This window comes from Serratia sp. BIGb0163, assembly GCF_024809935.1.
Taxonomy (GTDB): Bacteria; Pseudomonadota; Gammaproteobacteria; order Enterobacterales; family Enterobacteriaceae; genus Serratia; species Serratia quinivorans.
This window is the reverse complement of record NZ_JANUDZ010000002.1, coordinates 16,769-42,149: the sequence shown is the minus strand read 5'-3', so window position 1 is coordinate 42,149 and position 25,381 is coordinate 16,769. Positions and strand designations below refer to the sequence as shown.

Genomic DNA, 25,381 nt, shown 5'->3' with positions numbered 1-25,381 from the left:
GATCAAAAAAAAAAGCCTTTCGGCTTTAATTTTAGTAACTTGTGGACTGTTACGGACGTTCTCGAACATACTAATGGTGCCGAAGGCCGGACTCGAACCGGCACGTATCTCTACGGTTGATTTTGAATCAACTGCGTCTACCGATTTCGCCACTTCGGCACTGCAAGTAGTATGCGGAAAACGTGGGCATTATACCTTTCAGCGATCCGCGTGCAACACTTATCCGTTGTTCAATGAGTTAAGTGCTGAAAAAATCGTCGCCGGGGTCACATTTGTCTGGTTTTATGGGCGCAGCATGCGGCGCCCCTAGGTATTCATTTCGGCAAGAGCCGCCTCACCAGGCCACCAGAAACAAAAAAGGCGTAACCTAATGGCTACGCCCTCTTAAACTGCCTGCAGTGCCGCTACTTGCGTTTCAGCAGCATATAAACGCTGATTAACAAGAACAGCATGCTTGGCAGCAACGCGCCCAGCACCGGCGGCATGTTGTACACCAGGCTCAGCGGGCCGAATATCTGGTCCAGCACATAGAACAGGAACCCGAAGCTGATACCGGTCACCACGCGCACGCCCATCGGCACGCTGCGCAGTGGGCCGAAGATGAACGACAGCGCCATCAGCATCATCACCGCAACGGAAAGCGGCGAGAACACCTTGCTCCACATGTTCAACTGGTAGCGGTTGGCTTCCTGGCCGCTCTGCTTCAGGTACTTCACGTAGTTGTGCAGGCCGCTGATGGAGAGTGAGGTTGGATCCAGCGCCACCACGCCCAGTTTGTCCGGGGTCAGGTTGGTTTTCCATTCACCTGTCAGGGTTTGGGTGCCGGTGACCTGTTTTTCGTTGGTCAGGTCAGAGGTATCCACCTGCGAAAGCTTCCATACACCGTCTTCAAAGCTGGCGCTGGCGGCATAACGCACCGTCTCCAGCCTGCGCTGGTCGTTGAAGTGGTAGATGTTCACGCCGGAAAGCTCTTTCTCGCCCGCAACGCGTTCGATGTAGATAAAGTCGGTGCCGTCTTTCGCCCACAGGCCGTTCTTGGTGGAAAGCAGCGAGCCGCCGTACATCTGCTGCGCGCGGTAGTTACGCGCCATTTGGTCGCCCTGTGGTGCCACCCACTCGCCAATCGCCATGGTCAACAGCACCAGCGGGATGGCGGTTTTCATCACCGATCCGGCGATCTGCATGCGGGTAAAGCCGGAAGCCTGCATCACCACCAGTTCACTGCGCGTCGCCAGTTGCCCCAGCCCGAGCAGTGCGCCCAGCAGGGCCGCCATCGGGAAGAAGATCTCGATGTCCTTCGGCACGCTCAGCAGGGTAAACATCCCGGCGCTGAGCGCCGTGTACTCACCCTGGCCCACTTTACGCAACTGGTCGACGAACTTGATGATGCCGGAAAGCGACACCAGCATGAACAACGTCATGATGATGGTGTTGAAAATCGTCTTACCGATATATCGGTCTAAAACGCCAAACATCAGGCCGCTCCTCTCAGGCGTGCACGCAGCTTACGCATCGGCACCGTATCCCACAGGTTCAGCGCCAGCGCGATAGCAAAGTACGCCGCGTTGACTACCCACAGCCATACCATCGGATCCAGCTTGCCCTTGCCGCCGTTAGAACGCAGCGAGGTCTGCAGCAGGAAGAATATCAAATACAGCAGGATGGCCGGCAGCATGCTCAGCACGCGGCCCTGACGCGGGTTCACCACGCTGAGCGGCACCACCAGCAACGCCATAATGACCACGGAAAGCACCAACGTCAGGCGCCAGTGGAACTCGGCGCGCGCGTCCGGATCGTCAGACGCCAGCAGCGTCTTCATCGACATCTGCTCGGCCTGGTTGCCGTCCACGGTGACCGCACGGTGGCCTACCACCGCTTTATAGTCGTTGAAATCGGTAATGCGGAAGTCACGCAGCAGCGCGGTGCCCTCAAAGCGAGTGCCCTTGTCCAGCGTCACCACCTGCGAACCGTCTTTCATCTGGTTAATCTGGCCATGTTCAGCCACCACCACGGAAGGGCGCTGGTTGCCGTTCGGCCGCAGTTGCGCCAGGAACACGTTGTTAAAGGTGCTGCCCTTAACGTTACCGATAAACAGTACTGCGTTGCCGTCTTGCGAGGTCTTGAACTGCCCTTCTGCCAGCCCGGCAATGCTTGGGTTGGCTTTGGCTTCGGAAACCACCACGTCCTGATAGCGCGAAGCCCAGGGCCCGACCCAGAACACGTTGGCCGCCGCAATAACGGAGGTGAAAAGTGCCAATACCATGGCCGCAATGATCAGGGTTCGTTTACCCAATCCGCAGGCGTGCATCACGGTGATTTCGCTGTCGGTATACAGCCGCCCAAGCGTCATCAACAAGCCGAGAAACAGGCTTAATGGCAGGATTAGCTGCGCCATCTTCGGCACACCCAATGCGAGCAAAGAAAGAACTAAATTTGTCGGGACATCGCCGTCCACCGCATCGCCTAACACCCTGACTAAATTCTGACAAAAGAAGATCAGAAGCAGGATGAACAGGATCGCGATTTGGCTCTTTAGCGTTTCCCGTACCAGATATCTTATGATGATCACGCTTATTACGCCTGTGAAAACTTGTCTTTTTGCAGGAAAATCGATAGTTTCATCGCTAATCCGCCATTTATTCTCATCATATGGCAACCGACACAGCTAAAATAGTATTACAACATCTAGCATTTGGGTGTCCTATAGGAACTTGCCTATAGTCGCCAAAACAGAGCAATTTACGCCGTTCAGGTTAACATAACTCGTTAACTCAATGGCGGGAGATCGTTACGGAGTGCGCCATTCTAGCCGTAGCGCCTGCCTTTGTCTTTAAGATTCAGGAGAGTGCATGGAGTTCAGTGTAAAAAGCGGTAGCCCGGAAAAACAGCGCAGTGCCTGTATTGTAGTCGGCGTTTTCGAACCGCGCCGCTTGTCCCCTATCGCAGAACAACTCGACAAAATCAGTGATGGTTATATCAGCGCTTTGCTGCGCCGTGGCGAACTGGAAGGTAAAGTCGGGCAGACGTTACTGCTGCACCATGTACCTAACATTCTCTCCGAACGCATCCTGTTAATTGGCTGTGGCAAAGAGCGCGAGCTCGATGAACGCCAGTACAAACAGGTGATTCAAAAAACCATCAATACCCTTAACGATACCGGCTCCATGGAAGCGGTCTGCTTCCTGACCGAGCTGCACGTGAAAGGCCGCAACACTTACTGGAAGGTGCGTCAGGCAGTGGAAACCGCAAAAGAGACGCTCTACACCTTCGATCAGCTGAAAAGCAACAAAGTGGAACCACGTCGTCCGCTGCGCAAGATGGTGTTCAACGTGCCGACCCGTCGTGAGCTCACCAGCGGTGAACGTGCGATCCAGCACGGTCTGGCGGTGTCTTCCGGCATCAAGGCGGCGAAAGATCTCGGCAATATGCCGCCGAACATCTGTAACGCCGGTTACCTGGCCTCACAGGCTCGCCAACTGGCGGACGCCTTCAGCACCAACATCACCACCCGCGTCATCGGCGAACAGCAGATGAAAGAGTTGGGGATGAACGCCTATCTGGCGGTTGGCGCCGGTTCGCGTAACGAATCATTGATGTCGGTGATGGAATATAAGGGCAATCCTAACCCGGACGCTAAGCCAATTGTGCTCGTCGGTAAAGGCCTGACCTTCGATGCCGGCGGCATCTCGATCAAACCTGCCGAAGGCATGGACGAGATGAAGTACGACATGTGTGGCGCTGCCACCGTGTACGGCGTGATGCGCGTGGTGGCGGAACTGAACCTGCCGCTGAACGTGATCGGCGTGCTGGCTGGCTGTGAAAACATGCCGGGCGGCAGCGCTTATCGTCCGGGCGACGTGCTGACCACCATGTCCGGCCAGACCGTCGAGGTGTTGAACACCGACGCCGAAGGCCGTCTGGTATTGTGCGACACCCTGACCTACGTTGAGCGTTTCGATCCGGAGCTGGTGATTGACGTTGCCACCCTGACCGGTGCCTGCGTGATCGCCCTGGGCCACCACATCACCGGCCTGATGTCGAACCACAACCCGCTGGCGCATGAACTGATCGGCGCGTCCGAACAGGCCGGCGACCGTGCGTGGCGCTTGCCGATGTCCGACGAGTACTACGAGCAGCTGGACTCCAACTTTGCCGATATGGCGAACATTGGTGGCCGTCCGGGCGGGGCTATCACCGCAGCCTGCTTCCTGTCGCGCTTTACCCGCAAGTACAGCTGGGCGCACCTGGATATCGCCGGCACCGCCTGGCGCTCCGGCAAGGCCAAAGGGGCCACCGGTCGTCCGGTTGCCTTGCTGTCGCAGTTCCTGCTTAACCGTGCGGGGCTGAACGGCGACGATTAAATCTGAGCGGTAATTCAGGTATAATCCCGAGGGGCACAGCATGCTGTGCCCCTACACTTTTTATAGGCAGCGGTGAATCAGACCATGAAACAGGCAACGTTCTATCTAATCGAACACGCGGAACCCGCTGGTGCGCTCAGCGCGCATGAGGCCGTGGCCTGCGCCGTTGCCGCCGAACGCTGGCGTTCCGGCAAGCGGGTGTTGATCGCCTGCGAGAGCCAGGAACAGGCCCAACGGTTGGACGAAGCGCTATGGCAGCGCGATCCACACCAGTTCGTGCCGCACAACCTGGCCGGTGAAGGCCCGCATTATGGCGCCCCGGTCGAATTGTGCTGGCCCGGCAAACGCGGCAACTCCCCGCGTGACCTGCTGATCGCCCTGCTGCCGCAGTTTGCAGATTTTGCTACTGCTTTCCATGAAGTGGTAGACTTCGTCCCATACGAAGACACCTTAAAACAGTTGGCGCGCGACCGATATAAAGCTTATCGCAGCGTCGGCTTCCATTTGACCACGGCCACGCCGCCAACTCACTGAACAACGATATAAAATGGAAAAGACAAACAGTCACCTCGATACCGCCTACGACCCGAAAGAGATCGAACAGAAGTTGTACGATCACTGGGAAAACCAGGGTTACTTCAAGCCAAATGGTGATACCAGCCAGGAAAGCTTCTGCATCATGATCCCGCCGCCGAACGTCACCGGTAGCCTGCACATGGGCCACGCCTTCCAGCAGACCATCATGGACACCATGATCCGTTACCAGCGCATGCAGGGCAAAAACACCCTGTGGCAGGCGGGTACCGACCATGCCGGTATCGCCACCCAGATGGTGGTTGAGCGCAAGATCGCCGCAGAAGAAAACAAAACCCGCCATGACTATGGCCGCGATGCGTTCATCGACAAAATCTGGCAGTGGAAGGCAGAATCCGGCGGCACCATCACCCGTCAGATGCGCCGTCTGGGCAACTCCGTGGACTGGGAGCGTGAACGCTTCACCATGGACGAAGGCCTGTCCAACGCGGTACGTGAAGTGTTTGTTCGTCTGCACAAAGAAGATCTGATCTACCGTGGCAAGCGCCTGGTGAACTGGGATCCGAAACTGCGCACCGCCATCTCCGATCTGGAAGTGGAAAACCGCGAGTCCAAAGGCTCCATGTGGCACCTGCGCTATCCGCTGGCCGACGGCGCCAAAACCGCCGAGGGCAAAGATTACCTGGTGGTCGCCACCACCCGTCCGGAAACCGTGCTCGGTGATACCGGCGTAGCGGTGAACCCGGAAGATCCACGCTACAAAGACTTGATCGGCAAAGAAATCCTTCTGCCGCTGGTTGGTCGCCGTATCCGCATCGTCGGTGACGAACACGCCGATATGGAAAAAGGCACCGGCTGCGTGAAAATCACCCCGGCGCACGACTTTAACGACTACGAAGTCGGTAAACGTCACGGCCTGACGATGATCAACATCCTGACTTTCGACGGCGATATCCGTCAGGAAGCGGAAGTGTTCAACACCCTCGGCGAAATCTGCACCGATTACTGCAACGAGATCCCGGCCCAGTTCCGTGGCCTGGAGCGCTTCGCGGCGCGTAAAGCGGTAGTGGCTGCCTTTGAAGAGTTGGGTCTGCTGGAAGAAATCAAACCACACGACCTGACGGTGCCTTACGGCGACCGCGGCGGCGTGGTGATCGAACCTATGCTGACCGACCAATGGTACGTGCGTACGGCTCCGCTGGCGAAAGTGGCGGTGGAAGCGGTTGAGCAAGGCGAGATCCAGTTCGTGCCGAAGCAGTACGAAAACATGTACTTCAGCTGGATGCGTGACATTCAGGACTGGTGTATCTCACGTCAGCTGTGGTGGGGTCACCGTATCCCGGCCTGGTACGACGTGAACGGCAAAGTCTATGTTGGCCGCAACGAAGCAGAAGTGCGCAGCGAGAACAACCTGGGCCCTGACGTGGTGCTGAACCAGGACGAAGACGTGCTGGACACCTGGTTCTCTTCCGGCCTGTGGACCTTCTCTACCCTGGGCTGGCCTGAGCAGACCGACGCGCTGAAAACCTTCCACCCGACCAGCGTGATGGTCAGCGGCTTCGACATCATCTTCTTCTGGATTGCGCGCATGATCATGCTGACCATGCACTTTATGAAGGATGAAAACGGCAAGCCACAGGTTCCGTTCAAGACCGTCTACATGACCGGTCTGATCCGCGACGACGAAGGGCAGAAAATGTCCAAGTCGAAAGGTAACGTGATCGACCCGCTGGACATGGTTGACGGCATCTCGCTGGAAGACCTGCTGGAAAAACGCACCGGTAACATGATGCAGCCACAGCTGGCGGAAAAAATCCGCAAGCGCACCGAGAAGCAGTTCCCGAACGGCATCGAGCCGCACGGCACCGACGCCCTGCGCTTCACCCTGGCGGCACTGGCTTCTACCGGCCGTGACATTAACTGGGACATGAAGCGCCTGGAAGGCTACCGCAACTTCTGTAACAAGCTGTGGAACGCCAGCCGCTTTGTGCTGATGAACGCAGAAGGCCAGGACTGTGGCTTTAACGGCGGCGAGAAAGTGCTGTCGCTGGCGGACCGCTGGATCCTGGCTGAATTTAACCGCACGGTGAAGGCATACCGCGAAGCGCTGGACACTTACCGCTTCGATCTGGCCGCCAACATCCTGTACGAATTCACCTGGAACCAGTTCTGTGACTGGTATCTGGAACTGACCAAGCCGGTGGTGACCAACGGCAGCGAAGCGGAACAGCGCGGCACCCGCCATACGCTGATCACCGTGCTGGAAGCCCTGCTGCGCCTGGCGCACCCGGTGATCCCATTCATTACCGAAACCATCTGGCAGCGCGTGAAAACCCTGACCGGCGAAACCGCAGACACCATCATGCTGCAGCCGTTCCCAGAGTACGACGCCGCGTTGGAAGATACGCAAGCGCTGAACGACCTGGAGTGGATCAAGCAGGCGATCACTGCGGTGCGTAACATTCGCGCCGAGATGAACATCGCCCCGAGCAAACTGCTGGAAGTGCTGCTGCGCAACTGCAATGCCGACGCCCAGCGCCGCGTGCAGGAGAACCAGAGCTTTATTCAGCGTCTGGCACGTCTGGAGTCGATCGCCCTGCTGCCTGCCGGTGATAAAGGCCCGTTATCGGTCACCAAACTGGTGGACGGTGCCGAGCTGCTGATCCCTATGGCCGGCTTTATCGATAAAGACGCCGAGATTGCGCGTCTGTCGAAAGAGATGGGCAAGCTGGATGCGGAAATCGCCTCGATCGAAGGCAAGCTGTCTAACGAAGGTTTTGTGGCGCGTGCGCCAGAAGCCGTGGTCGCCAAAGAGCGCGAACGTCTGACCGCCTGCAAAGAAGGCAAAGTGAAGCTGCAGGAACAGCAGGCGACCATCGCCGCGCTGTAATCTGTCGGTTCACTGTAACAGCTGAAAACAGCGGGGATTTCCCCGCTGTTTTTTTATCGCCGTTGCATCTGGCCCGCTTAAGATGTTATTACAATATATTAATATATGCCGCATGGATGCCGCCGGGGAATCAACCCAGGCGCGTTTTGTGCTGCGATAAAAACGAATGTGGTTCCTTTTAATGGCGAGTGTAAACATGACAACAGCAACCCCAGTACGTCTTCTGGTGCGCCCAATAACGGCTGACGATAATGCCGCTATTGCCAATGTCATTCGCGAAGTCTCCGCCGAGCACGGTTTGACGGCGGACAAAGGCTATACCGTTTCCGACCCCAATCTGGACGTCTTGTATCAGCTCTACAGCCTGCCTCGCAGCGCTTATTGGGTGATAGAAGTCGACGGTCAGATTGCCGGGGGTGGCGGTGTTGCGCCGCTGCAGGGCGGTGAAGTGGATATTTGCGAATTACAGAAAATGTATTTCCTGCCGGTTTTACGCGGCCAGGGTCTGGCAAAACGCCTGGCGCTGCAGGCACTGGAGTTCGCCCGTCAACAGGGTTTCCGCTGTTGTTATTTAGAAACCACCGCCAGTCTGACCCAGGCTATCGGCCTGTATGAGCATTTGGGCTTTGAGCATATCGACCAGGCCATGGGCACCACCGGCCACGTCGACTGCGAAGTCACCATGCTGAAGACGCTGTGATCAGCGCTTACTGTTCAGCCCGAGATACCCGGGCCTAGCGCACCGAGGGGCGCTCCGGCAGCCAAGGCTGCTACGACCCCTTCGGCACGCTCTCCCTAATAACAAACATTGTTCGTCTTCTGAGAGAACACACAAATGATCTCTTTTCTTATCCAGCTTACCCCGCCTTCTGCTCTTTCCCCGTCATTCCACCCTTGATAGCCAATTCAATCCGGCTCAGCACCAGGCTGGTCAGGTAGGATACGGCAATTAACAACAGCAGGATCAGCGGCGTATAGCGCGGCGCAAAGATCAGCTTCTGGGTGAAGTAATAGCAATAGAAACTGTGGGTCAGCCACATATACATCGAATGCTTGCCCAACTCGCCCACTACCCGGTTCACCCTGCTGCCCAGCCCATCGGCCGTATTCATCAGCGCAATAATAAACAACGGCGTCACCAGCAGCAGCCCAGGATTATGCGCGACGATAAATACCGCCACCGTCACCATCAGCAAGATCAGCGGATGGGTGCGGCTCAGGATGGCGATCAGTTTCACCAGCCACGAGTTCGGCGGCATTTTCTGGCTACGGCCAAACACCATGCCAAAGCCAAACGGCAGCAACCAGGTGCAATATTCGATCAACACCTCTGGCGCCCAGCCAACATACTGCAGCCCCTTGCCGCAAAGTGCTGCCAGAAACAGCAGCCCCAGCAACGGGCCGATATTCAGCCGCGACAGCAGCGGCAAAGAGAGCACATACAACACGTAGAGTTTAAAGAACCACCACTCGCTGTTATAAGTGGATTTTATGCCCATCAGGTTTTCGAGAAACAGCAACAGCGACAGGGAATATCTTTCGCCCGGAAAGAAAATGATGCCAATCGGCACAAAGATAAACAGCACTATCCAGTAGCTGATATATAAGTTCTTCAGCTTGCCCCAGATATATTTAAACGACACTTCTTTTTTTAGCGAGAATCCGTAGCCGGATAAAAACAGGAACATCGACACACAAATCTTGCCGAACAGGCCAACAAATATCTCAATATCGACACTGTTAACCATATGATAAACATGGATATCTTGGCTAATGCGGCTTGGGTAAGCAAATAGATGGTGGATTAACATCAGAATGATGGCAATCCCTTTTAAATAATTAGACTTATTAATCGAAATTTCCATATTTCTTAATATCTTATCCGATAATAGAGTGGATCATCATATAGCAGCATTTTTGCTCTGACACTCTCTTTCCTGCTCGGATAAGTCTCATAATTAATATTCCTTTAAGAAACAATGCGCCGTTTGTTTATAAAACCGCATTTTCTCTCGCCAGCCTGTGCCCGCAGACAAGCAACATACAAACATTAATATGGTTACATTATTTTTTATCCATAAAAATCATGAATATGATAAAAAATACAAATATTTTTTGTGATATTCGTTAATAAATTAATGATTGCAAATTGACCTCTGACCCGCTTGGGATACTCTGCCAGAACAGGCTAATGCCGCAATCGCACAGGGAGCAGTCATGTCGGAAAACGCTTTTGATTACATCATTGTCGGTGCCGGTTCTGCCGGTTGCGTGCTGGCGGCGCAGTTGATCCGCCGCACCCAGGCGCGGGTACTGCTGCTGGAAGCCGGTGGCGACGACAATAATCTGTTCATCAAGATGCCGGCCGGCGTGGCGAAAATCATCGCCAAAAAAAGCTGGCCGTATGAAACCGAGCCGGAGCCGCATGCCAATAACCGCCGCATGCAAATCGCCCAGGGCAAGGTGTTGGGCGGCAGCAGCTCGGTCAACGGCATGATCTATATTCGCGGCCAGCGACAGGATTACGACGAGTGGGCCGAACGCTATGGCTGTGTTGGTTGGGGCTATCAGGACGTGCTGCCCTACTTCAAACGCGCCGAGGCCAACGAGAGCCTGTCGGATACCTATCATGGTGGCGAGGGGCTGCTGCCGGTCAGCGAGAACCGCTATCGTCACCCGCTCAGCATGGCGTTTATTCGCGCCGGCCAGGAGTTGGATCTCCCCTACCGCAACGATTTCAACGGCGACAGCCAACAGGGCGTCGGCTTCTACCAAACCACTACCCACAACGGCGAGCGCGCCAGCACTGCACGTACCTATTTGAAAGCCGTGCGTAACGAACAGCGGCTGGTGGTGAAACTCAATGCGCTGGTACACCGGGTGGTGTTCGACAACAACGTCGCCACCGGCGTGGTGTATAGCCAAAACGGCGGTGCCGAAGTCACGGCCCATGCCGCGCAGGAAGTGATCCTCAGCGCCGGCGCGGTAGGATCGCCAAAGATCCTGATGCTATCCGGCATCGGGCCACGCGAACATCTGCAGCAGTTGGGGATCGAACCGCTGGCGGATCTGCCGGTCGGCAAGAACTTTCACGATCACCTGCATATGTCGATCAACGTCAGCACCCGCGAGCCGATCAGTTTGTACGGTGCCGATCGCGGCCTGCAGGCGCTACGCCACGGCACCGAATGGCTGGCGTTTCGCAGCGGCGTGCTGAGTTCCAACGTGCTGGAAGGGGCCGCCTTCACCGACAGCCTGGGCGACGGCCGGCCGGACGTGCAGATCCACTTCCTGCCGATGCTCGACAGTTGGGACGACGTACCCGGCGAACCACTGCCCAATATCCACGGCTTCACGCTCAAGGTTGGCTATCTGCAACCCAGGGCGCGCGGTGAAGTGCTGCTGCGCAGTCGCGATCCCAAGGATCCGGTGAAGCTGCACGCCAACTATCTTGGCCATCCGGAAGATTTGGCCGGCAGCGTGCGTGCGGTGAAGTTCGGCCTGCGTTTTCTGCAAACCGCCGCCCTCAAACCGCTGATCAAAGATTTGCTGATGCCACAGCCGGTATGGCTGAACGATGAGGCACAACTGGAAGAGTTCGTACGCAACTTCTGCAAAACGGTGTATCACCCGGTGGGCAGTTGCCGCATGGGCCAATCCCCGCAGGACTCGGTAACCGATTTACAACTGCGGGTGCATGGATTTGAACGGTTGCGGGTGATCGACTGCTCGGTGATGCCACAGGTGACCAGCGGTAATACCAATGCGCCGACCATCATGCTGGCGGAAAAAGCGGTGGATTTACTGCTGGGCACGCCACAATAAAATTATCTGGGTGCCCGGCTGTCAGGCGATGGCAGGCACGCCGCTGTGGAAGCGGAATTCGCTGTCCGGGGTTTGGATCAGCGCCGCTTCTATGCGGCCAAAATGGGCCACCCGTTCGCTGATATCGCCACCGGCTATCTGTTCGGCCAATGTCAGGTAGTCCTGGTAGTGACGCGCTTCGGAGCGCAGCAACGAAACGTAGAAGCGGTTGAGCTCGTCGTCCAGGTGCGGCGCCAGGCGGGCGAAACGTTCGCAGGAACGCGCTTCGATATAAGCGCCGCAAATCAGTTTATCAATCAGCGTGGCCGGATCGTGGGTGCGGATCTCACGGATCATTCCTTTGGCATAGCGGCTGGCGGTGATTTTCTTATACGGGATCTGCCGCGCCAGCATAATCTCCAGCACCTGCGAGAAATGATGCAGCTCTTCTTTGATCAGCAGCACCATTCTGTCCGCCAGATCCTGACCGTAGGCCGAGCCGTTTTTTGGCAGGATCTTGCGGGTGAAATTGTTCTGCTGGAACAGCGCTTCCGGCACGCCCTGCGCTTCATGCAAAAATGCCTCGTAAGGCCTGAGCAGCGCCAGCAGTGCGTCACCGCTCTCCTTGTCAGCCACGTAACGACGGATCAGCCACATGCCGGTCTGCGCGGCTTTTAGCTCGCAAACCATATGGTCAGTCAGCAACAGCGGCAGGTTTTCCGGGCGGCGCGCAGCATCAATCCAGGCGTCTGGGGTTTCACAGTGCAGGAAGTTTAAAATCGGGGCTAACAGGGATTGGTATTTCATGTGTTCTTATCAGGGGCCAACAAGCGCCGGCCCACAGGAATTAAGCAGAAGTTAATTAATGGCGTTTACCGTCGTCGTCTTCGTCGATGAAGTCACCTTCTTCTTCATCATCGTCACCTTCTTCGCCGTTCGGATCTTCGAAGTAGGTGCCCCAGCCGTCGTAGTTAACGCCGCAACGTGCTGCCAGTGCGACCAGTTGCTCAACCTGAGCGTCGATCACTTCGGCGTTCAGACCCACTTCGCTGATCACGTCACAACACATCACCAGGGTACCGTCTTCCACTTCCAGCTCTTCGGCGTCGGTCACTTCAAAGCCTAACTTGAAGGCTTCGACAGCGGCTTTCTCCAGCACTTCAAACTTCTCGGCAGAGAGATGGTGTTCGATGGTGTAGAGCGCCTCTGGATCGCTGCCGTCTTCCAGCAGTTCTTCGATGATCAGGCGGGTCTCTTCACGTTGTTCGTCTAGCTGTTCGCTGTTTGCCATGCCTATATCCTCAAGTCAAATGGCCTGTATTGCGCCTATTTTCACACACCGTCGGCATTGCTTCCACGATAAACGTGAAAGATTTCCACTCCGGGGTTGAAATTGAATATTCATACATATAAAGTGAATTTAAATTCAATTTAAACGATAAGGATATACGGCAATGAGTAGCATAAACCCGTTCTACAAACGTCACTTCCTGAGGTTAATGGATTTCACCCCGGCACAGCTGCATGCGCTGCTGAAACTGTCGGCCGACTTGAAGCAGGCCAAGAAGCAAGGCAAGGAAGTACGCCACCTGCAGGGCAAAAACATCGCGCTCATCTTCGAAAAAGACTCGACCCGTACCCGATGCTCTTTCGAAGTTGCCGCATTCGATCAGGGTGCTCAGGTCACCTATCTCGGCCCGAGCGGCAGCCAGATTGGCCACAAGGAATCGATGAAAGACACCGCCCGCGTGCTGGGCCGGATGTATGACGGTATTCAGTACCGCGGGTACGGCCAGCATCTGGTGGAAACCCTGGCCCAGCATGCCGGCGTGCCGGTGTGGAACGGGCTGACCAATGAGTTCCACCCCACCCAATTGCTGGCAGACCTGCTCACGGTACAGGAACAGTTGCCGGGCAAGCCGCTGAGCGAAGTGAAGTTCGCCTACCTCGGCGATACCCGCAACAATATGGGCAACACCCTGCTGGAAGCCGCCGCACTGGCGGGAATGGATCTGCGTCTGGTGGCGCCAAAGGCCTGCTGGCCGCAGCCGGAACTGGTGGCAGAGTGCCAGGCATTAGCCAAACAGACCGGGGCCAAAATCACCCTGACCGAAGATATTGCCGAAGGAGTGAAGGACGCGGACTTTCTGTATACCGACGTCTGGGTGTCGATGGGTGAACCCAAAGAAACCTGGCACGAGCGTATTGGGCTGTTGAAACCCTATCAGGTCAATATGGCGATGGTGAAACTGACCGGCAACCCGAACGTTAAATTCCTGCACTGTCTGCCGGCGTTTCACGACGACCAAACCACCCTCGGCAAGCAGATGGCAGAGCAATACGGGCTGCATGGCGGCATGGAAGTGACCGATGAAGTGTTCGAGTCCGCGCACAGCGTGGTGTTCGATCAGGCAGAAAACCGTCTGCACACCATCAAGGCGGTGATGGTCGCCACCCTGAGCGAAACGCTTTAACCATTAACTCCCACACATATTGCCGGGGCGCGTCACGCACGGGCAATGGGGAGCGCGGGTTTGCAGACTCGCGCTCCCCTCCTCTCTGGCAACCCCTGCCAATCCGTCTAAGATGTTTAAGGCATATCAAATAGCCGATTAGCCTTTGTCAGCCACCAGCAAAGGTTCTACCGTGGCATTCTGGCGGCGAAAACGCCGTGAAAACAAACGATAACAATAATTTCTTGTAGTGCCTTCAAGGGAAAACACATCGATGAAAGCCAAAGTCCTGCCGCTGTTAATGCTTGCCGCCCTATCCACCGCCACGTTGGCCGCCACTCCACCCAATACGCTGGTGGTGGTGCAATCGCTGGATGACATCGTCAGCCTCGATCCGGCGGAAGCCAACGAACTGTCCAGCATCCAGACCGTGCCAAGCCTGTATCAGCGGCTGGTGCAGGCGGATCGCGACGATCCGGCGAAGGTGGTGCCGGTGCTGGCGGAAAGCTGGCAGGGCGACGCCGCCGCCAAAACCCTGACGATCAAATTGCGTCCACAGGTAGTATTTGCCTCCGGTAACCCGCTGACTGCCGATGACGTGATCTTTTCCTACAGCCGCGCGGTGAAGATGAACAAGTCACCGGCATTTATCCTCAACGTGCTCGGCTGGCAGCCGGATAACATCGACGCACAGCTGAAGAAAATCGACGACCATAGCCTGCAACTGAGCTGGACGGCAGACGTCAGCCCGGCGGTGGCGCTGAATATTCTCTCTACGCCGATCGCCTCGATCGTCGACGGCAAGGCGGTGCAGGCCAACATCAAAGACGGTGACTACGGCAACGCCTGGCTGAAAATGCACTCCGCCGGTAGCGGGCCGTTCAAAATGCGCGTCTACCAACCGCATCAGGCAATTGTGCTGGATGCCAACCCGACGTCGCCGGGCAGCAAGCCGCTGCTGAAAAGCATCATCATTAAAAGCGTGCCAGACTCCGCCACCCGCCGCCTGTTGATCCAGCAGGGCGACGCCGACGTAGCACGCGAACTTGGCCCGGACCAGACCGTGGCGCTGAAAAATCAGCCGGGCGTGAAGGTGCTGGAAATCCCTTCCGCCGAGCAAAACTATCTGGTGTTCAACACCGGCAATACTGCCAATCCGCTGCTGAAAAATCCGGCCTTCTGGGAAGCGGCGCGTTATCTGGTCGACTATCAGGGCATCACCAAAGATCTGCTGAAGGGCCAGTATTTTGTCCACCAGAGCTTCCTGCCGGTCGGCTTGCCGGGCGCGCTGAAAGACAATCCGTTCAGCTTCGATCCGGCCAAAGCCAAGGCGATCCTGGCCAAGGCCGGCATCACCAACGCCGCTCTGACGCTGGACGTGGAAAACAAACCGCCGTTTATCACCATCGCCCAGGCGCTGCAGGCCAGCTTTGCCGAGGGCGGCGTGAAGCTGGAACTGTTGCCGGCGGCCGGCAGTCAGGTCTATTCGCGGGTGCGCGCCCGTCAGCATCAGGCAGCAATCCGTCTGTGGATCCCGGACTACTTCGACGCCCACTCCAATGCCAGTGCCTTCGCCTATAACGACGGCAAGACCAGCACGGTCGCGGGCCTCAACGGCTGGCAGATCCCGCAGCTAAGCCAACAAACATTGGCGGCGGTGGCCGAGGCCGATCCGGCCAAACGCACCGCACTCTATACCGCCATGCAGCAGGAACTGCAGCGCAGTTCGCCGTATGTGTTTATCGATCAGGCAAAAACCGAAGTGGTGCTGCGCGATAACGTCAAAGGCTACCAGCAGGGTCTGAATGCCGACATGGTCTACTACGATCGCGTCAGCAAATAAGCGGCTCCCGGCGCAGGGTGACTTAACGCCTTGCGCCGGGCCATTCCGGCGTTTATCGGGTAATGCGCGCCGCGTTATAACAGGTGATATCCACTTCAACTTTGCAATCCACCACCAGATCGGCAACCGCACAAATACGCGCCGGTGGATGAGCAGCAAAAAACTCGCGGAAGACTTTATTGAATGACTGGAAATAACGCGCATCGGTCAGAATGACCTTAACGTGCACCACGTCTTCCAGGCCGTATCCCGCCTCCACCATAATATCCAGACAGTTTTGGATCGCCAGGCGCGACTGCTCGATAATGCCGCCCTCCACCACTTCACCGTCTTTCATCGGTGTCTGGCCGGAGATATACAGCCAGCCACCGGCTTCAACCGCTCTGGAAAAGGGCAGGTGTTGCCCACCCGTGCCGGTTCCGCCATCAATTCCGTATCTTTTAATCGTCATGCCTTGCTCCTGTCGATTTATTTGCCCTGGCGGCACAAAAACCGCCCGGCGCGCAGGCCGGTAACGGCCTGATGTTCATAACTCAGTACGCCGTTCACCCACACCGCGTCAATCCCGGCGGCGGGTTGTTGGGGCTGGCTGAACGTCGCGCTGTCTTTTACTTTCAACGCATCGAACAACACCAGATCGGCGAAATAACCCGTTTTGATCAGCCCACGCTGCGGCAGTTGATAGCGCGCCGCGGACATACCGCTCATTTTGTGCACCGCCACGGTCAGGGGGAAGAGACCTTCGTCACGGCTGTAATGCCCCAGTACGCGCGGGAAGGCTCCCCACAGGCGCGGATGCGGCATCGGATCGTTCGGCAGGCCATCCGACCCCACCATGGTCAGCGGATAACTCAACACCCGGCGTACATCCTGCTCGTCCATATTGTAGTAAATCGCCCCTGCCGGCATCAGCCGCTTGCCGGCCTCATGCAGGCTCATCGACCAGCCTCCGGCGATGTCGCGCAAAGACTGCCCCGCCATTTCCGGGTGCGTTTCGGACCAGGTGATGACGATGTCGAAATCATCGGTGATCTGTTTTAAATCCAGCGTCGAAGAACTGGCGGAATAAGGGTAGCAGTCACAGGACACATCCTGTGTCTGGCGCACCTTGTCGAACAGTTTTAAGGTTTCCTGCGTGCGGCCCCAGTTTTTGGCCCCGGCACATTTATGATGCGAAATCACCACCGGCACCCGGCCGTGGCGGCCAATGCGGAAGGCCTCGTCCATCGCCTCAAGGATAGGTTCAAACTCCGAGCGCAGGTGAGTGGTGTAAATACCCTGCTCATCCGCCAGCTCTTCCGCCAGTGCCATCACCTCTTCGGTGGGGGCCGAAAACGCCGAGGCATAGGCCAGACCGGTGCTCAAGCCCAACGCGCCCTGTTGCAATGCGCTGCGCAACTGCTCGCGCATGGCAACGATCTCTTCGCTATTGGCTGGGCGGAACAGGTCATCCATCTGGTTGCTGCGCAAGGTGGTATGCCCGATCAGCGTCGCCACATTCACCGCGGGTGTTACGGTTTCCACCTGCTGACGGTAGGCGGCAATCGTCGGGTAAACGAAATGTTCTTTCTCACCCAGCAGGTTCATCGGGTCCGGCACCTGGGTTCTGATCGTCGCACCGGCCGCGCTGATACCACAGTTGCCGACAATCACCGTGGTCACGCCCTGTGAAATCTTCGGCAGCATTTCAGGCATGCGGATCACGTTGGTATCATCATGGGTATGCACGTCGATAAACCCTGGCGACAATACCCGTTCGTGCCCCTCAATCACCACCTCGGCGTCGGCCTCGATGGCAGGCGCAATCGCCGCAATGCGATCGTTTTTGACCGCAACATCCGCCCGGTACTGTGGCCCACCGCTGCCGTCGATCACCGTGACATTTTTAAACAGATACTGATACCGCATGAATCATTATCCTTCCGTTATTGTCTGTGGGATCCGGCTCAGTCACCCAATGGTTGCCGATCGGCCCCTCCGCGATGGCTGTCCAGCGCCAGCTTGATGCGGCGTAGCCGATCTCTGGACTGGCGTTTATTTGCCATGGCCAGCGCCGTCGCCAGCACGTCCACCATCGCCAGCATGGCGTAGCGCGAGCTGCTGGGTTTGTAAATGTAATCATTTTCCTGCACCACCAACGCCAACAGCACGTCAGCCTGCGCCGCCAGTGGCGTTCCGGCGGGAGCAATCACCACCACTTTGGCCCCGTACTGGCGGGCAATGGCGGCACTTTCCACCACTTCCTGCGTGTAGCCGCCCAGTGACAGCGCCACCACCACATCCTGCCGGCTCACCACCGCCGCCATCATGCGCACCAGCAAGCCATCACTTTGTGCCGTCACCGGCAACCCCAGACGAAACAGCCGATGCTGGATCTCTGCTGCGCAGAGGGTCGAGCCGCCGCCCATACCCATCGCCACAATTTGTCGCGCACCACTGAGTAACTCCACCGCCTTGGCCAGCGCTGCGTCATCGAGGCTCCGCCGATTTATATTCAGGACATTGATGATGCTTTCATAAATCCCCTGAATTCCTTCGAGGTCCGGCTCTTCGTGAATGAAGCGTTGCCCCACCGCCAGCGACTGCGCCAACTTCACCTTAAGGTCACGCACGTCCCGGCAGCCCAGCGCTTTGGCGAAACGAGTGATCGAAGCCTGGCTAACGTTAGCCTGCCGGGCCAATTCGGCAATCGGCAGGGCAGTCACCGCCTCCGCATCATCCAGAATGAATTGTGCGATGCGTTTTTCGGCGCTGCTCAGCTCGATAAAACGCTCCGTAATGCGCGAGATAATGTCGATTTCAACACCCATCGCCTGACCTCATAGTGGTTAAATTTTGTCATTTACAATGCAAGAAAACAGTGGAAGACTACACAAAAAACAGCTCTAAAAATGATACTTTGTACCCAACTCAAGATAATAAATATTTAAAAATCATTTAAATCAATAATTTTAGTCACGATACTCATTTTAAAAAAAGATAGAGCACCTAAAGGATAATGTTATGAAATACCAAACAGATTTCACCGTTACCCACAAAGCCGCCGTGATGCACAGCGCCCCAAACGGCCCGGCGAACCTGCTCAATGAAGATGTCTGCCTGCCGGCTGCCGCCATCAAGCGCAGCAGCCTGGAAAACAATATTGCCTGGATGCAAAACTATGCCGATGCGCGCGGCGTCTCTTTAGCCCCGCACGGTAAAACCACCATGACACCGTGGATCTTCCAGCGTCAGGTAGCGCAAGGTGCCTGGGCAATTGGCGTCGGCTCCGCCTGGCAGGCCAAGGTGGCCATGGAAGCCGGCGTGCCTCGGGTGCTGATGGCAAACCAACTGGTCGGCAAGGCCAATATGCAACTGATCGCCGAACTCAAGGCGCAGCATCCCGCTAGCGGTTTCTTTTGCTGTATCGACAGCCTGAGCAATGCGCAAACCCTCGCGGCATTTTTCAGCCAGCGCGGGCAAACGCTGGATGTGTTGGTGGAATTGGGCGTCCCCGGCGGGCGCTGCGGTTGCCGCAGCGTGGCGCAGGCAGAACGGCTGGCGCAGGAGATAGCCGCACTGCCGGGTTTGCGTCTGCAAGGTATCGAACTGTATGAAGGCGTGATGCACGGCGACGATGCCCAGAGCAAAATCGAACAATTCCTGCATGAAGCCGCCGGTCTGCTGCGCAGGCTACACCAGCAAGGCTTGTTGAACGCTGAACAAGCGATCCTGACCGGTGCCGGTTCCTCCTGGTATGACGTGGTTTGCAACGTCTGGAGTGAAGAGGCGCTGCCGGCAAACTGTCGCGTAGTGATCCGCCCCGGCTGCTATATCACCCACGATCAGGGAATTTACCAGGACGCGCAAAATGCGGTGCTGGCCCGTGACAGCTACGCCTGCGATTTGGCGGGGGAATTAACCTCGGCATTGGAACTGGTGGCGCTGGTGCAGTCGGTGCCTGAGCCGGGCCGGGTTATCGTCAACTTCGGCAAACGAGATGCCGCCTTCGACGCCGGTCTGCCGCAACCAGTCGCCCATTACCGCAATGGGGTTCGCCAGCAGAGCGACACACAGCACCTGATTACCCATGGCATCATGGATCAGCATGCCATGTTAAGCTGCCCGGCAGAGTTCCCGGTGCAGGTCGGTGATATTCTGGTGTTCGCCACTTCTCACCCGTGCCTGACCTTTGATAAATGGAAAACGCTGTTTTTGATTGACGATAATTACAACGTTATAGAAACCATTGAGACGTTTTTCTGATAACGGAAAAGGATACCTGATGAATAACCTGCCCACCGACCGTCTTTTATCGGTGCAGAATCTTTCCCTGGCGAGCCCTGGGAAAGTCCCACGGATTAATCGGGTCACCTTTACCCTGCAGCAAGATGAATCCGTCACCATCATAGGTCCAAACGGCAGTGGAAAATCCACGCTATTACGGTTAATTACCGGTGAGCTAAAACCGAGTGAAGGTGAGATTCTCTTTCAGGGAACGCCCTTATCGGCCATCAAACCCCAACAGCGCGCCCGTTCCATTGCCTTACTTAGCCAACACGATAATGCAGATTTACGGCTTAAAGTTAATGAGTACGTGGCCCTGGGACGCCTGCCCTGGCAGGCCGATCGCGTGCCATCCGAGCACCAACGCATTATCGCAACGGCGATGGATGACGTAGGCATCCGCCATCTGCAACATCTTCCGTTGGCCAGGCTTTCGGGGGGCGAACGTCAACGTGCCGGGTTTGCCCGGGTTCTGGCGCAGCAGCCGGTGCTGTTATTACTTGATGAGCCGACCAATCATCTCGATCCCCTGGCCCGGCACCAACTGCTGTCACTGATCCATCAAAAAAAGATAGCCAGCTTGAAAGTGCTGCATGATCTTGAGTTGGTCCAACCCTTTTCCGACCAGGTCATCATGATGCATCAAGGGAAAATCCTTTGTTATGGGCCCCCCGATGCGGTGCTGGAGTCAGCGCACCTGCAACAGGTATTTGGTATGAAGTCGCTGCAAGCCCGCCATCCGCTAACTGGCGAAGCCCTGCGCTTTTTCGAGGCGTTGCCGACATCACCCTGCTGAAATTCATCCCAATCGACGGTTGTTTGATCTAACTACATTTGTCATACGAATTATTCAGGTATGTTGCCCCGGTTCCCAATGAGCCGGGTTACTGACTCCGGTTTATCAATCTGGAGTCGATGTGAAAAAGTTAATCCTCGCCGCCTTACTGGCATTAGCCTCAGAAAGCGTCGCAGCCTCTGGTTTTCCTGTCACCGTAGACAACTGCGGCCAGCCACTGACCTTTGTCCAGGCCCCGCAGCGGGCGGTTATCCAGGACATTAATATGTCGCAAATGGCATTTGCCCTGCAGCTACAGCCTGCGATGGTTGGCGTGACCGGTATCTCCGGCTGGTATAAAAATATCCCTGAGTTTACGCAACAGCGGGGAACCATCCCTGAGCTGGCACCGAAATACCCGACTGTCGAAAATCTTCTCGCCGTTAATCCTGACCTGTTTTTCGCTGGCTGGAACTATGGCCTGCGCGGTGACGTCACCCCGCAGGCGCTGGCGAAATTTAATATCAAAACGCTGATACTGAGCGAAAGCTGCATCCACGTAGACAGTCATCGCCCACGCGCCAGCCTGGATTTGTTGTATGACGACATGATTAGGCTCGGCAAAGTCTTCGGCAAACAGGAACAGGCGGAAACGCTGGTCAGTGGCTGGAAGCAGCAAGTGACCGATATCCATCGAAAAATTGCGACGCAAAAGCCGATAAAGGTGTTTCTTTATGATTCCGGCGAAGACAAGCCCTACACCAGCGGGGCCTACGCGATGCCGACGGCAATTATTGAAGCCGCCGGGGCGAAGAATGTGATGGATAGCCTGAACACCAGTTGGGCAACCACCAACTGGGAAAGTGTCGCGGCGGCAGAGCCTGAATTTATCATTCTGGTGGATTACCAGGCAGAGACGACCGACGATACCGACCAAAGGCAGCTTTTCCTTGAACAGCACCCATTGATGAAACACACCCGGGCAGTGCTCCATCATCGTTATTTGAAATTGAAATATCAGGAGCTGACGCCGGGGCCGGTCAATATTGATGCCATCCATAAACTGGCGCACGCCCTTTACCCCGCAGCCTTTACCTAATGTCGGAAAAAATGCGTTTCAGGCTGGCATGGACAGTCGCCCCACTGTTGCTGGCAGGGTTGATGTTCGCCAATGTCGCACAAGGCAGCGTGTCGCTCTCTTTCTCTCAGGTGGTGACCGCACTGGGTATCACCCCTGGCGAAGTGCCACCGATGATTAAAAGTATTGTGCTGGATCTGCGGCTGCCCCGCACGCTGCTGGGATTACTGGCCGGTGCCGGGCTGGCGCTGGTCGGGGCGCTATTACAAACCACCACCCGCAATGACCTGGCCGATCCTTTTCTGTTCGGCCTTTCCTCCGGTGCCTCTGCCGGCGTGGTCATGGTCATTACCCGCCTCGGTAATAGCCTCGGGGCCTGGGCATTACCGGTGTCTTCTTTTGTCGGTGGGATACTCTCCGCGGCGGTGGTGATGATTATTTTTATGACTCAATCGCAGAAAGGCACCGATAAACTGATTATCTGTGGCCTGGCGGTCTCTTTTTTATTCGGGGCCTTCACCAATTATCTGGTGTTTTCCGGCGATCAACGCACCGCCAGCAGCGTGCTGTTCTGGACGCTGGGCGGGCTGGGGCTGGCGCGTTGGGACAATTTGATTTTTGCCTTGCTGGCGCTACTGATATTGGTGGTATTGATTGCCTTGCGCTGGCGATCGCTGGATGGCTTGCTGGCGGGCGAACAGACAGCAGGCACCCTGGGCATCAACACCAGCCGCTTACGCACCGAAGTCTTTCTGTGCTGTTCGCTGGCGACCGCGTTACTGGTGGCATTAACCGGGGTGATTGGGTTTGTCGGTTTAATGGTCCCCCACCTGGTTCGCCCCTTTACCGGCGTACGTCACCGGCGTCTGCTGCCGTTGGTTGGCGTATTGGGTGCCGTACTGCTCTCTGCCGGCGACCTGCTCAGCCGGGTCATTACCGCGCCGCAGGAACTGCCTATCGGCATTATTACTGCCGGTCTGGGCGGTATTTTCGTGCTGGCCATTTTGCTACGACGAACCCAGTGATCGTCAATTGATATGGCCTGTCTCTAAAGGCCACCAGCCAATCGATTGCGAAAGGGCAAAAAACGGCGCTTTAGCGCTTGCAGTGATCAAAAGCGCGAGTATAATGCGCGACAATTTGCCAGGAGAAAGCATGAAAAACGACGCTTGTTTTGTTAGCCACAACCGACAAAACCGACTGCCAAGCGGCAGCCAACTGCCGTTGTTTCTCCTGTTGCTAAACCGATCGTTTCAAGCCCCTCGTTGAGGGGCTTTTTTTTGCCTGAAAAGTCCCGCGCCACGGGCACGAGTCGAGGAGAGTGAAAAATGGCCAACCCGCTGTATCACAAACATATCATCTCTATTAACGATCTCAGCCGCGAGGATCTGGAGCTGGTGCTGCGCACCGCCGCCAGCCTGAAAGCCAATCCGCAGCCCGAGCTGCTAAAGCACAAGGTGATCGCCAGCTGCTTCTTTGAAGCCTCTACCCGTACCCGTCTGTCGTTTGAAACCTCGATGCACCGTCTGGGCGCTTCGGTCGTGGGCTTTGCCGACGGCAGCAATACCTCGCTCGGCAAGAAAGGCGAAACCCTGGCCGACACCATCTCGGTGATTGGTACCTACGTCGATGCCATCGTGATGCGTCACCCGCAGGAAGGCGCGGCGCGGCTGGCAACCGAGTTCTCCGGCGGCATTCCGGTGCTCAACGCCGGTGACGGTGCCAACCAGCACCCGACCCAGACGCTGCTCGACCTGTTCACCATTCAGGAAACCCAGGGCCGCCTGAACAACATCAATATCGCCATGGTCGGCGACCTGAAATACGGCCGCACCGTACACTCGCTGGCGCAGGCGCTGGCCAAGTTTGAAGGCAACCGCTTCTTCTTCATCGCCCCGGACGCGCTGGCGATGCCGGCCTACATCCTGCAGATGCTGGAAGAGAAAGGTATTCAATACAGCCTGCACAGCAGCATTGAAGAAGTGGTGCCGGAGCTGGACATTCTCTACATGACCCGGGTGCAGAAAGAGCGCCTGGATCCTTCCGAATACGCCAACGTGAAGGCGCAGTTCGTACTGCGCGCGGCAGATCTGGCCGGGGCACGTGACAACCTCAAGGTGCTGCACCCGCTGCCGCGCATTGATGAGATCACCACCGACGTGGATAAAACGCCGTACGCCTACTACTTCCAGCAGGCGGGCAACGGTATTTTCGCCCGTCAGGCGCTGTTGGCGCTGGTATTAAACGCAGATTTGGCTCTTTAAGGGGGAACCGTCATGACTCACGATAACAAACTGCAGGTTGAAGCGATCAAGTGCGGTACGGTGATTGACCATATTCCGGCGCAGATAGGTTTTAAGCTGCTGACGCTGTTTAAGCTGACCGCCACCGACCAGCGCATTACCATCGGCCTGAATCTGCCTTCAGGCGAGCTGGGCCGCAAAGACCTGATCAAAATCGAGAACACTTTCCTGACCGAGCAGCAGGCCAACCAACTGGCGATGTATGCACCCAAAGCCACGGTTAACCGCATCGACAATTACGAAGTGGTGCGCAAACTGACCCTCAGCCTGCCGGACCATATCGACGGCGTGCTGACCTGCCCGAACAGCAACTGCATCAGCCGCAGTGAGCCGGTGTCCTCCAGCTTTAGCGTGAAATCCCGCGACGGCGACGTACATCTGAAATGCCGCTACTGTGAGAAAGAGTTCGAACATCAGGTAGTGTTGCAGGCAGACTGAGTCTGCGGTTTTCGCCGGGAGACGGCGCTGTTATTCTCCCGGCGACGCCCTATAATGGGGTTTCTGGATAGAACAACCCTCGATTATCAGGAGAAAAAATGTCACGTAACATTAGCACTGAACTCGCCCCGGCAGCCATTGGTCCTTACGTGCAGGGCGTTGATCTGGGCAGCATGATCATCACTTCCGGTCAGATCCCGGTCGATCCTAAAACCGGCGCCGTTGCCGACGACGTGGCCGCTCAGGCACGCCAGTCACTGGAAAACGTTAAAGCGATCGTTGAAGCTGCCGGCCTGAAAGTCGCCGACATCGTGAAAACCACGGTGTTCGTCAAAGACCTGAACGATTTCGCCACCGTTAACGCCGCTTATGAAAGCTTCTTCACCGAGCACAACGCGCCGTTCCCGGCCCGTTCTTGCGTCGAAGTGGCCCGTCTGCCAAAAGACGTGAAAATCGAAATCGAAGCCATCGCCGTTCGTCGTTAATTCCACGACCGCGCACGCGCCCAACGGTCAGCCATCGGCTGGCCGTTTTTATTTCAGGAAAATTATTATTCCAGTTATTTTATAAAGATAACCTCACTTTCAACACATTTACATTCCCACAATAAAAATGCATCTATAATTATTTTTCACC

General features: G+C 56.3%; 22 protein-coding genes and 1 tRNA gene. 14 read left to right on the top strand and 9 right to left on the bottom strand.

The features are described from left to right. Positions 1 to 74 precede the first annotated feature (74 nt). The 3 genes from M2406_RS11030 to lptF all read right to left on the bottom strand — a co-directional run bounded on the left by M2406_RS11030 (position 75) and on the right by lptF (position 2,569). Positions 75 to 159 (bottom strand) — tRNA-Leu (locus M2406_RS11030). 245 nt (positions 160 to 404) lie between these two features. Beyond that, positions 405 to 1,475, bottom strand: coding sequence for an LPS export ABC transporter permease LptG (gene lptG / locus M2406_RS11025; RefSeq protein ID WP_012005020.1), 1,071 nt, complete (start codon positions 1,473 to 1,475; stop codon positions 405 to 407). Continuing rightward, positions 1,475 to 2,569, bottom strand: a complete 1,095-nt coding sequence (gene lptF, locus M2406_RS11020) for an LPS export ABC transporter permease LptF (RefSeq protein WP_012005019.1) — start codon at positions 2,567 to 2,569, stop codon at positions 1,475 to 1,477. The genes lptG and lptF overlap by 1 nt, the downstream gene beginning before the upstream one ends. A 280-nt stretch (positions 2,570 to 2,849) precedes the next feature. Here lptF and pepA point away from each other — a divergent pair, with 280 nt between their 5' ends. The 4 genes from pepA (at position 2,850) to M2406_RS11000 (ending at position 8,485) form a co-directional block, all read left to right on the top strand. Next, positions 2,850 to 4,361: a leucyl aminopeptidase gene (pepA, locus tag M2406_RS11015; RefSeq protein ID WP_012005018.1), complete on the top strand. Its 1,512-nt coding sequence runs from the start codon at positions 2,850 to 2,852 to the stop codon at positions 4,359 to 4,361. 84 nt (positions 4,362 to 4,445) lie between these two features. Then, complete coding sequence (locus tag M2406_RS11010) at positions 4,446 to 4,895, top strand: DNA polymerase III subunit chi (RefSeq protein WP_012005017.1); 450 nt, start codon at positions 4,446 to 4,448, stop codon at positions 4,893 to 4,895. Positions 4,896 to 4,908: 13 nt separating this feature from the next. Continuing rightward, positions 4,909 to 7,785 (top strand): valine--tRNA ligase, encoded by a 2,877-nt coding sequence (locus tag M2406_RS11005; protein WP_012005016.1) that lies wholly within the window; start codon positions 4,909 to 4,911, stop codon positions 7,783 to 7,785. A 196-nt stretch (positions 7,786 to 7,981) separates the two neighbouring features. Continuing rightward, positions 7,982 to 8,485, top strand: a complete 504-nt coding sequence (locus tag M2406_RS11000) for a GNAT family N-acetyltransferase (RefSeq protein ID WP_026142174.1) — start codon at positions 7,982 to 7,984, stop codon at positions 8,483 to 8,485. A gap of 157 nt (positions 8,486 to 8,642) precedes the next feature. Here M2406_RS11000 and M2406_RS10995 read toward each other — a convergent pair whose 3' ends face one another. After that, the gene (locus tag M2406_RS10995) at positions 8,643 to 9,650 is read right to left on the bottom strand and encodes an acyltransferase (protein ID WP_259189993.1); all 1,008 of its coding nucleotides are present in this window, start codon (positions 9,648 to 9,650) and stop codon (positions 8,643 to 8,645) included. Between the two features lie 352 nt (positions 9,651 to 10,002). Between M2406_RS10995 and M2406_RS10990 the strand changes: the two genes are divergently transcribed. Further along, the gene (locus tag M2406_RS10990; protein WP_259189992.1) at positions 10,003 to 11,610 is read left to right on the top strand and encodes a GMC family oxidoreductase; all 1,608 of its coding nucleotides are present in this window, start codon (positions 10,003 to 10,005) and stop codon (positions 11,608 to 11,610) included. Positions 11,611 to 11,631: 21 nt separating this feature from the next. On the opposite strand, the gene miaE is transcribed toward M2406_RS10990, so the two are convergent. Beyond that, positions 11,632 to 12,396 carry a tRNA isopentenyl-2-thiomethyl-A-37 hydroxylase MiaE gene (miaE, locus tag M2406_RS10985; protein ID WP_012005012.1) on the bottom strand — a complete coding sequence of 255 codons (765 nt, stop codon included), beginning with the start codon at positions 12,394 to 12,396 and terminating at the stop codon, positions 11,632 to 11,634. Positions 12,397 to 12,451: 55 nt separating this feature from the next. Beyond that, positions 12,452 to 12,880: a ribonuclease E inhibitor RraB gene (gene rraB / locus M2406_RS10980; protein ID WP_012005011.1), complete on the bottom strand. Its 429-nt coding sequence runs from the start codon at positions 12,878 to 12,880 to the stop codon at positions 12,452 to 12,454. Between the two features lie 163 nt (positions 12,881 to 13,043). Between rraB and argF the strand changes: the two genes are divergently transcribed. Beyond that, complete coding sequence (gene argF / locus M2406_RS10975; protein WP_012005010.1) at positions 13,044 to 14,063, top strand: ornithine carbamoyltransferase; 1,020 nt, start codon at positions 13,044 to 13,046, stop codon at positions 14,061 to 14,063. A 253-nt stretch (positions 14,064 to 14,316) separates the two neighbouring features. Then, positions 14,317 to 15,885, top strand: a complete 1,569-nt coding sequence (locus M2406_RS10970) for an ABC transporter substrate-binding protein (RefSeq protein ID WP_259189991.1) — start codon at positions 14,317 to 14,319, stop codon at positions 15,883 to 15,885. Positions 15,886 to 15,937: 52 nt separating this feature from the next. Here the strand turns inward: M2406_RS10970 and M2406_RS10965 are convergent, their stop codons facing one another. The 3 genes from M2406_RS10965 to M2406_RS10955 are packed head-to-tail and all read right to left on the bottom strand — an operon-like array spanning position 15,938 to position 18,695. After that, positions 15,938 to 16,336, bottom strand: a complete 399-nt coding sequence (locus tag M2406_RS10965) for a RidA family protein (RefSeq protein ID WP_259189989.1) — start codon at positions 16,334 to 16,336, stop codon at positions 15,938 to 15,940. Between the two features lie 17 nt (positions 16,337 to 16,353). Beyond that, positions 16,354 to 17,793, bottom strand: coding sequence for an amidohydrolase family protein (locus tag M2406_RS10960; RefSeq protein WP_259189987.1), 1,440 nt, complete (start codon positions 17,791 to 17,793; stop codon positions 16,354 to 16,356). 38 nt (positions 17,794 to 17,831) lie between these two features. Then, positions 17,832 to 18,695, bottom strand: coding sequence for a MurR/RpiR family transcriptional regulator (locus M2406_RS10955; RefSeq protein WP_017891424.1), 864 nt, complete (start codon positions 18,693 to 18,695; stop codon positions 17,832 to 17,834). 193 nt (positions 18,696 to 18,888) lie between these two features. On the opposite strand from M2406_RS10955, the gene M2406_RS10950 reads away from it, so the two are divergent. From M2406_RS10950 to ridA, 7 genes are all read left to right on the top strand, one after another. Beyond that, positions 18,889 to 20,130, top strand: a complete 1,242-nt coding sequence (locus tag M2406_RS10950) for an amino acid deaminase (RefSeq protein ID WP_259189986.1) — start codon at positions 18,889 to 18,891, stop codon at positions 20,128 to 20,130. Positions 20,131 to 20,149: 19 nt separating this feature from the next. Continuing rightward, entirely contained in the window at positions 20,150 to 20,947 is a 798-nt protein-coding gene (locus tag M2406_RS10945) for an ABC transporter ATP-binding protein (protein WP_259189985.1), read from the top strand. Between the two features lie 121 nt (positions 20,948 to 21,068). Then, positions 21,069 to 22,025, top strand: coding sequence for an ABC transporter substrate-binding protein (locus M2406_RS10940; protein ID WP_259189984.1), 957 nt, complete (start codon positions 21,069 to 21,071; stop codon positions 22,023 to 22,025). Continuing rightward, entirely contained in the window at positions 22,025 to 23,029 is a 1,005-nt protein-coding gene (locus M2406_RS10935; RefSeq protein WP_259189983.1) for an iron ABC transporter permease, read from the top strand. Before M2406_RS10940 ends, M2406_RS10935 begins: the two co-directional genes overlap by 1 nt. Before the next feature lie 303 nt (positions 23,030 to 23,332). Next, on the top strand, positions 23,333 to 24,268 hold the full coding sequence (pyrB, locus tag M2406_RS10930; protein ID WP_012005001.1) for an aspartate carbamoyltransferase: 936 nt from the start codon (positions 23,333 to 23,335) through the stop codon (positions 24,266 to 24,268). Between the two features lie 12 nt (positions 24,269 to 24,280). Beyond that, entirely contained in the window at positions 24,281 to 24,745 is a 465-nt protein-coding gene (gene pyrI / locus M2406_RS10925) for an aspartate carbamoyltransferase regulatory subunit (protein ID WP_012005000.1), read from the top strand. A gap of 98 nt (positions 24,746 to 24,843) precedes the next feature. Continuing rightward, positions 24,844 to 25,230 carry a 2-iminobutanoate/2-iminopropanoate deaminase gene (gene ridA / locus M2406_RS10920; protein ID WP_012004999.1) on the top strand — a complete coding sequence of 129 codons (387 nt, stop codon included), beginning with the start codon at positions 24,844 to 24,846 and terminating at the stop codon, positions 25,228 to 25,230. Positions 25,231 to 25,381 lie beyond the last annotated feature (151 nt).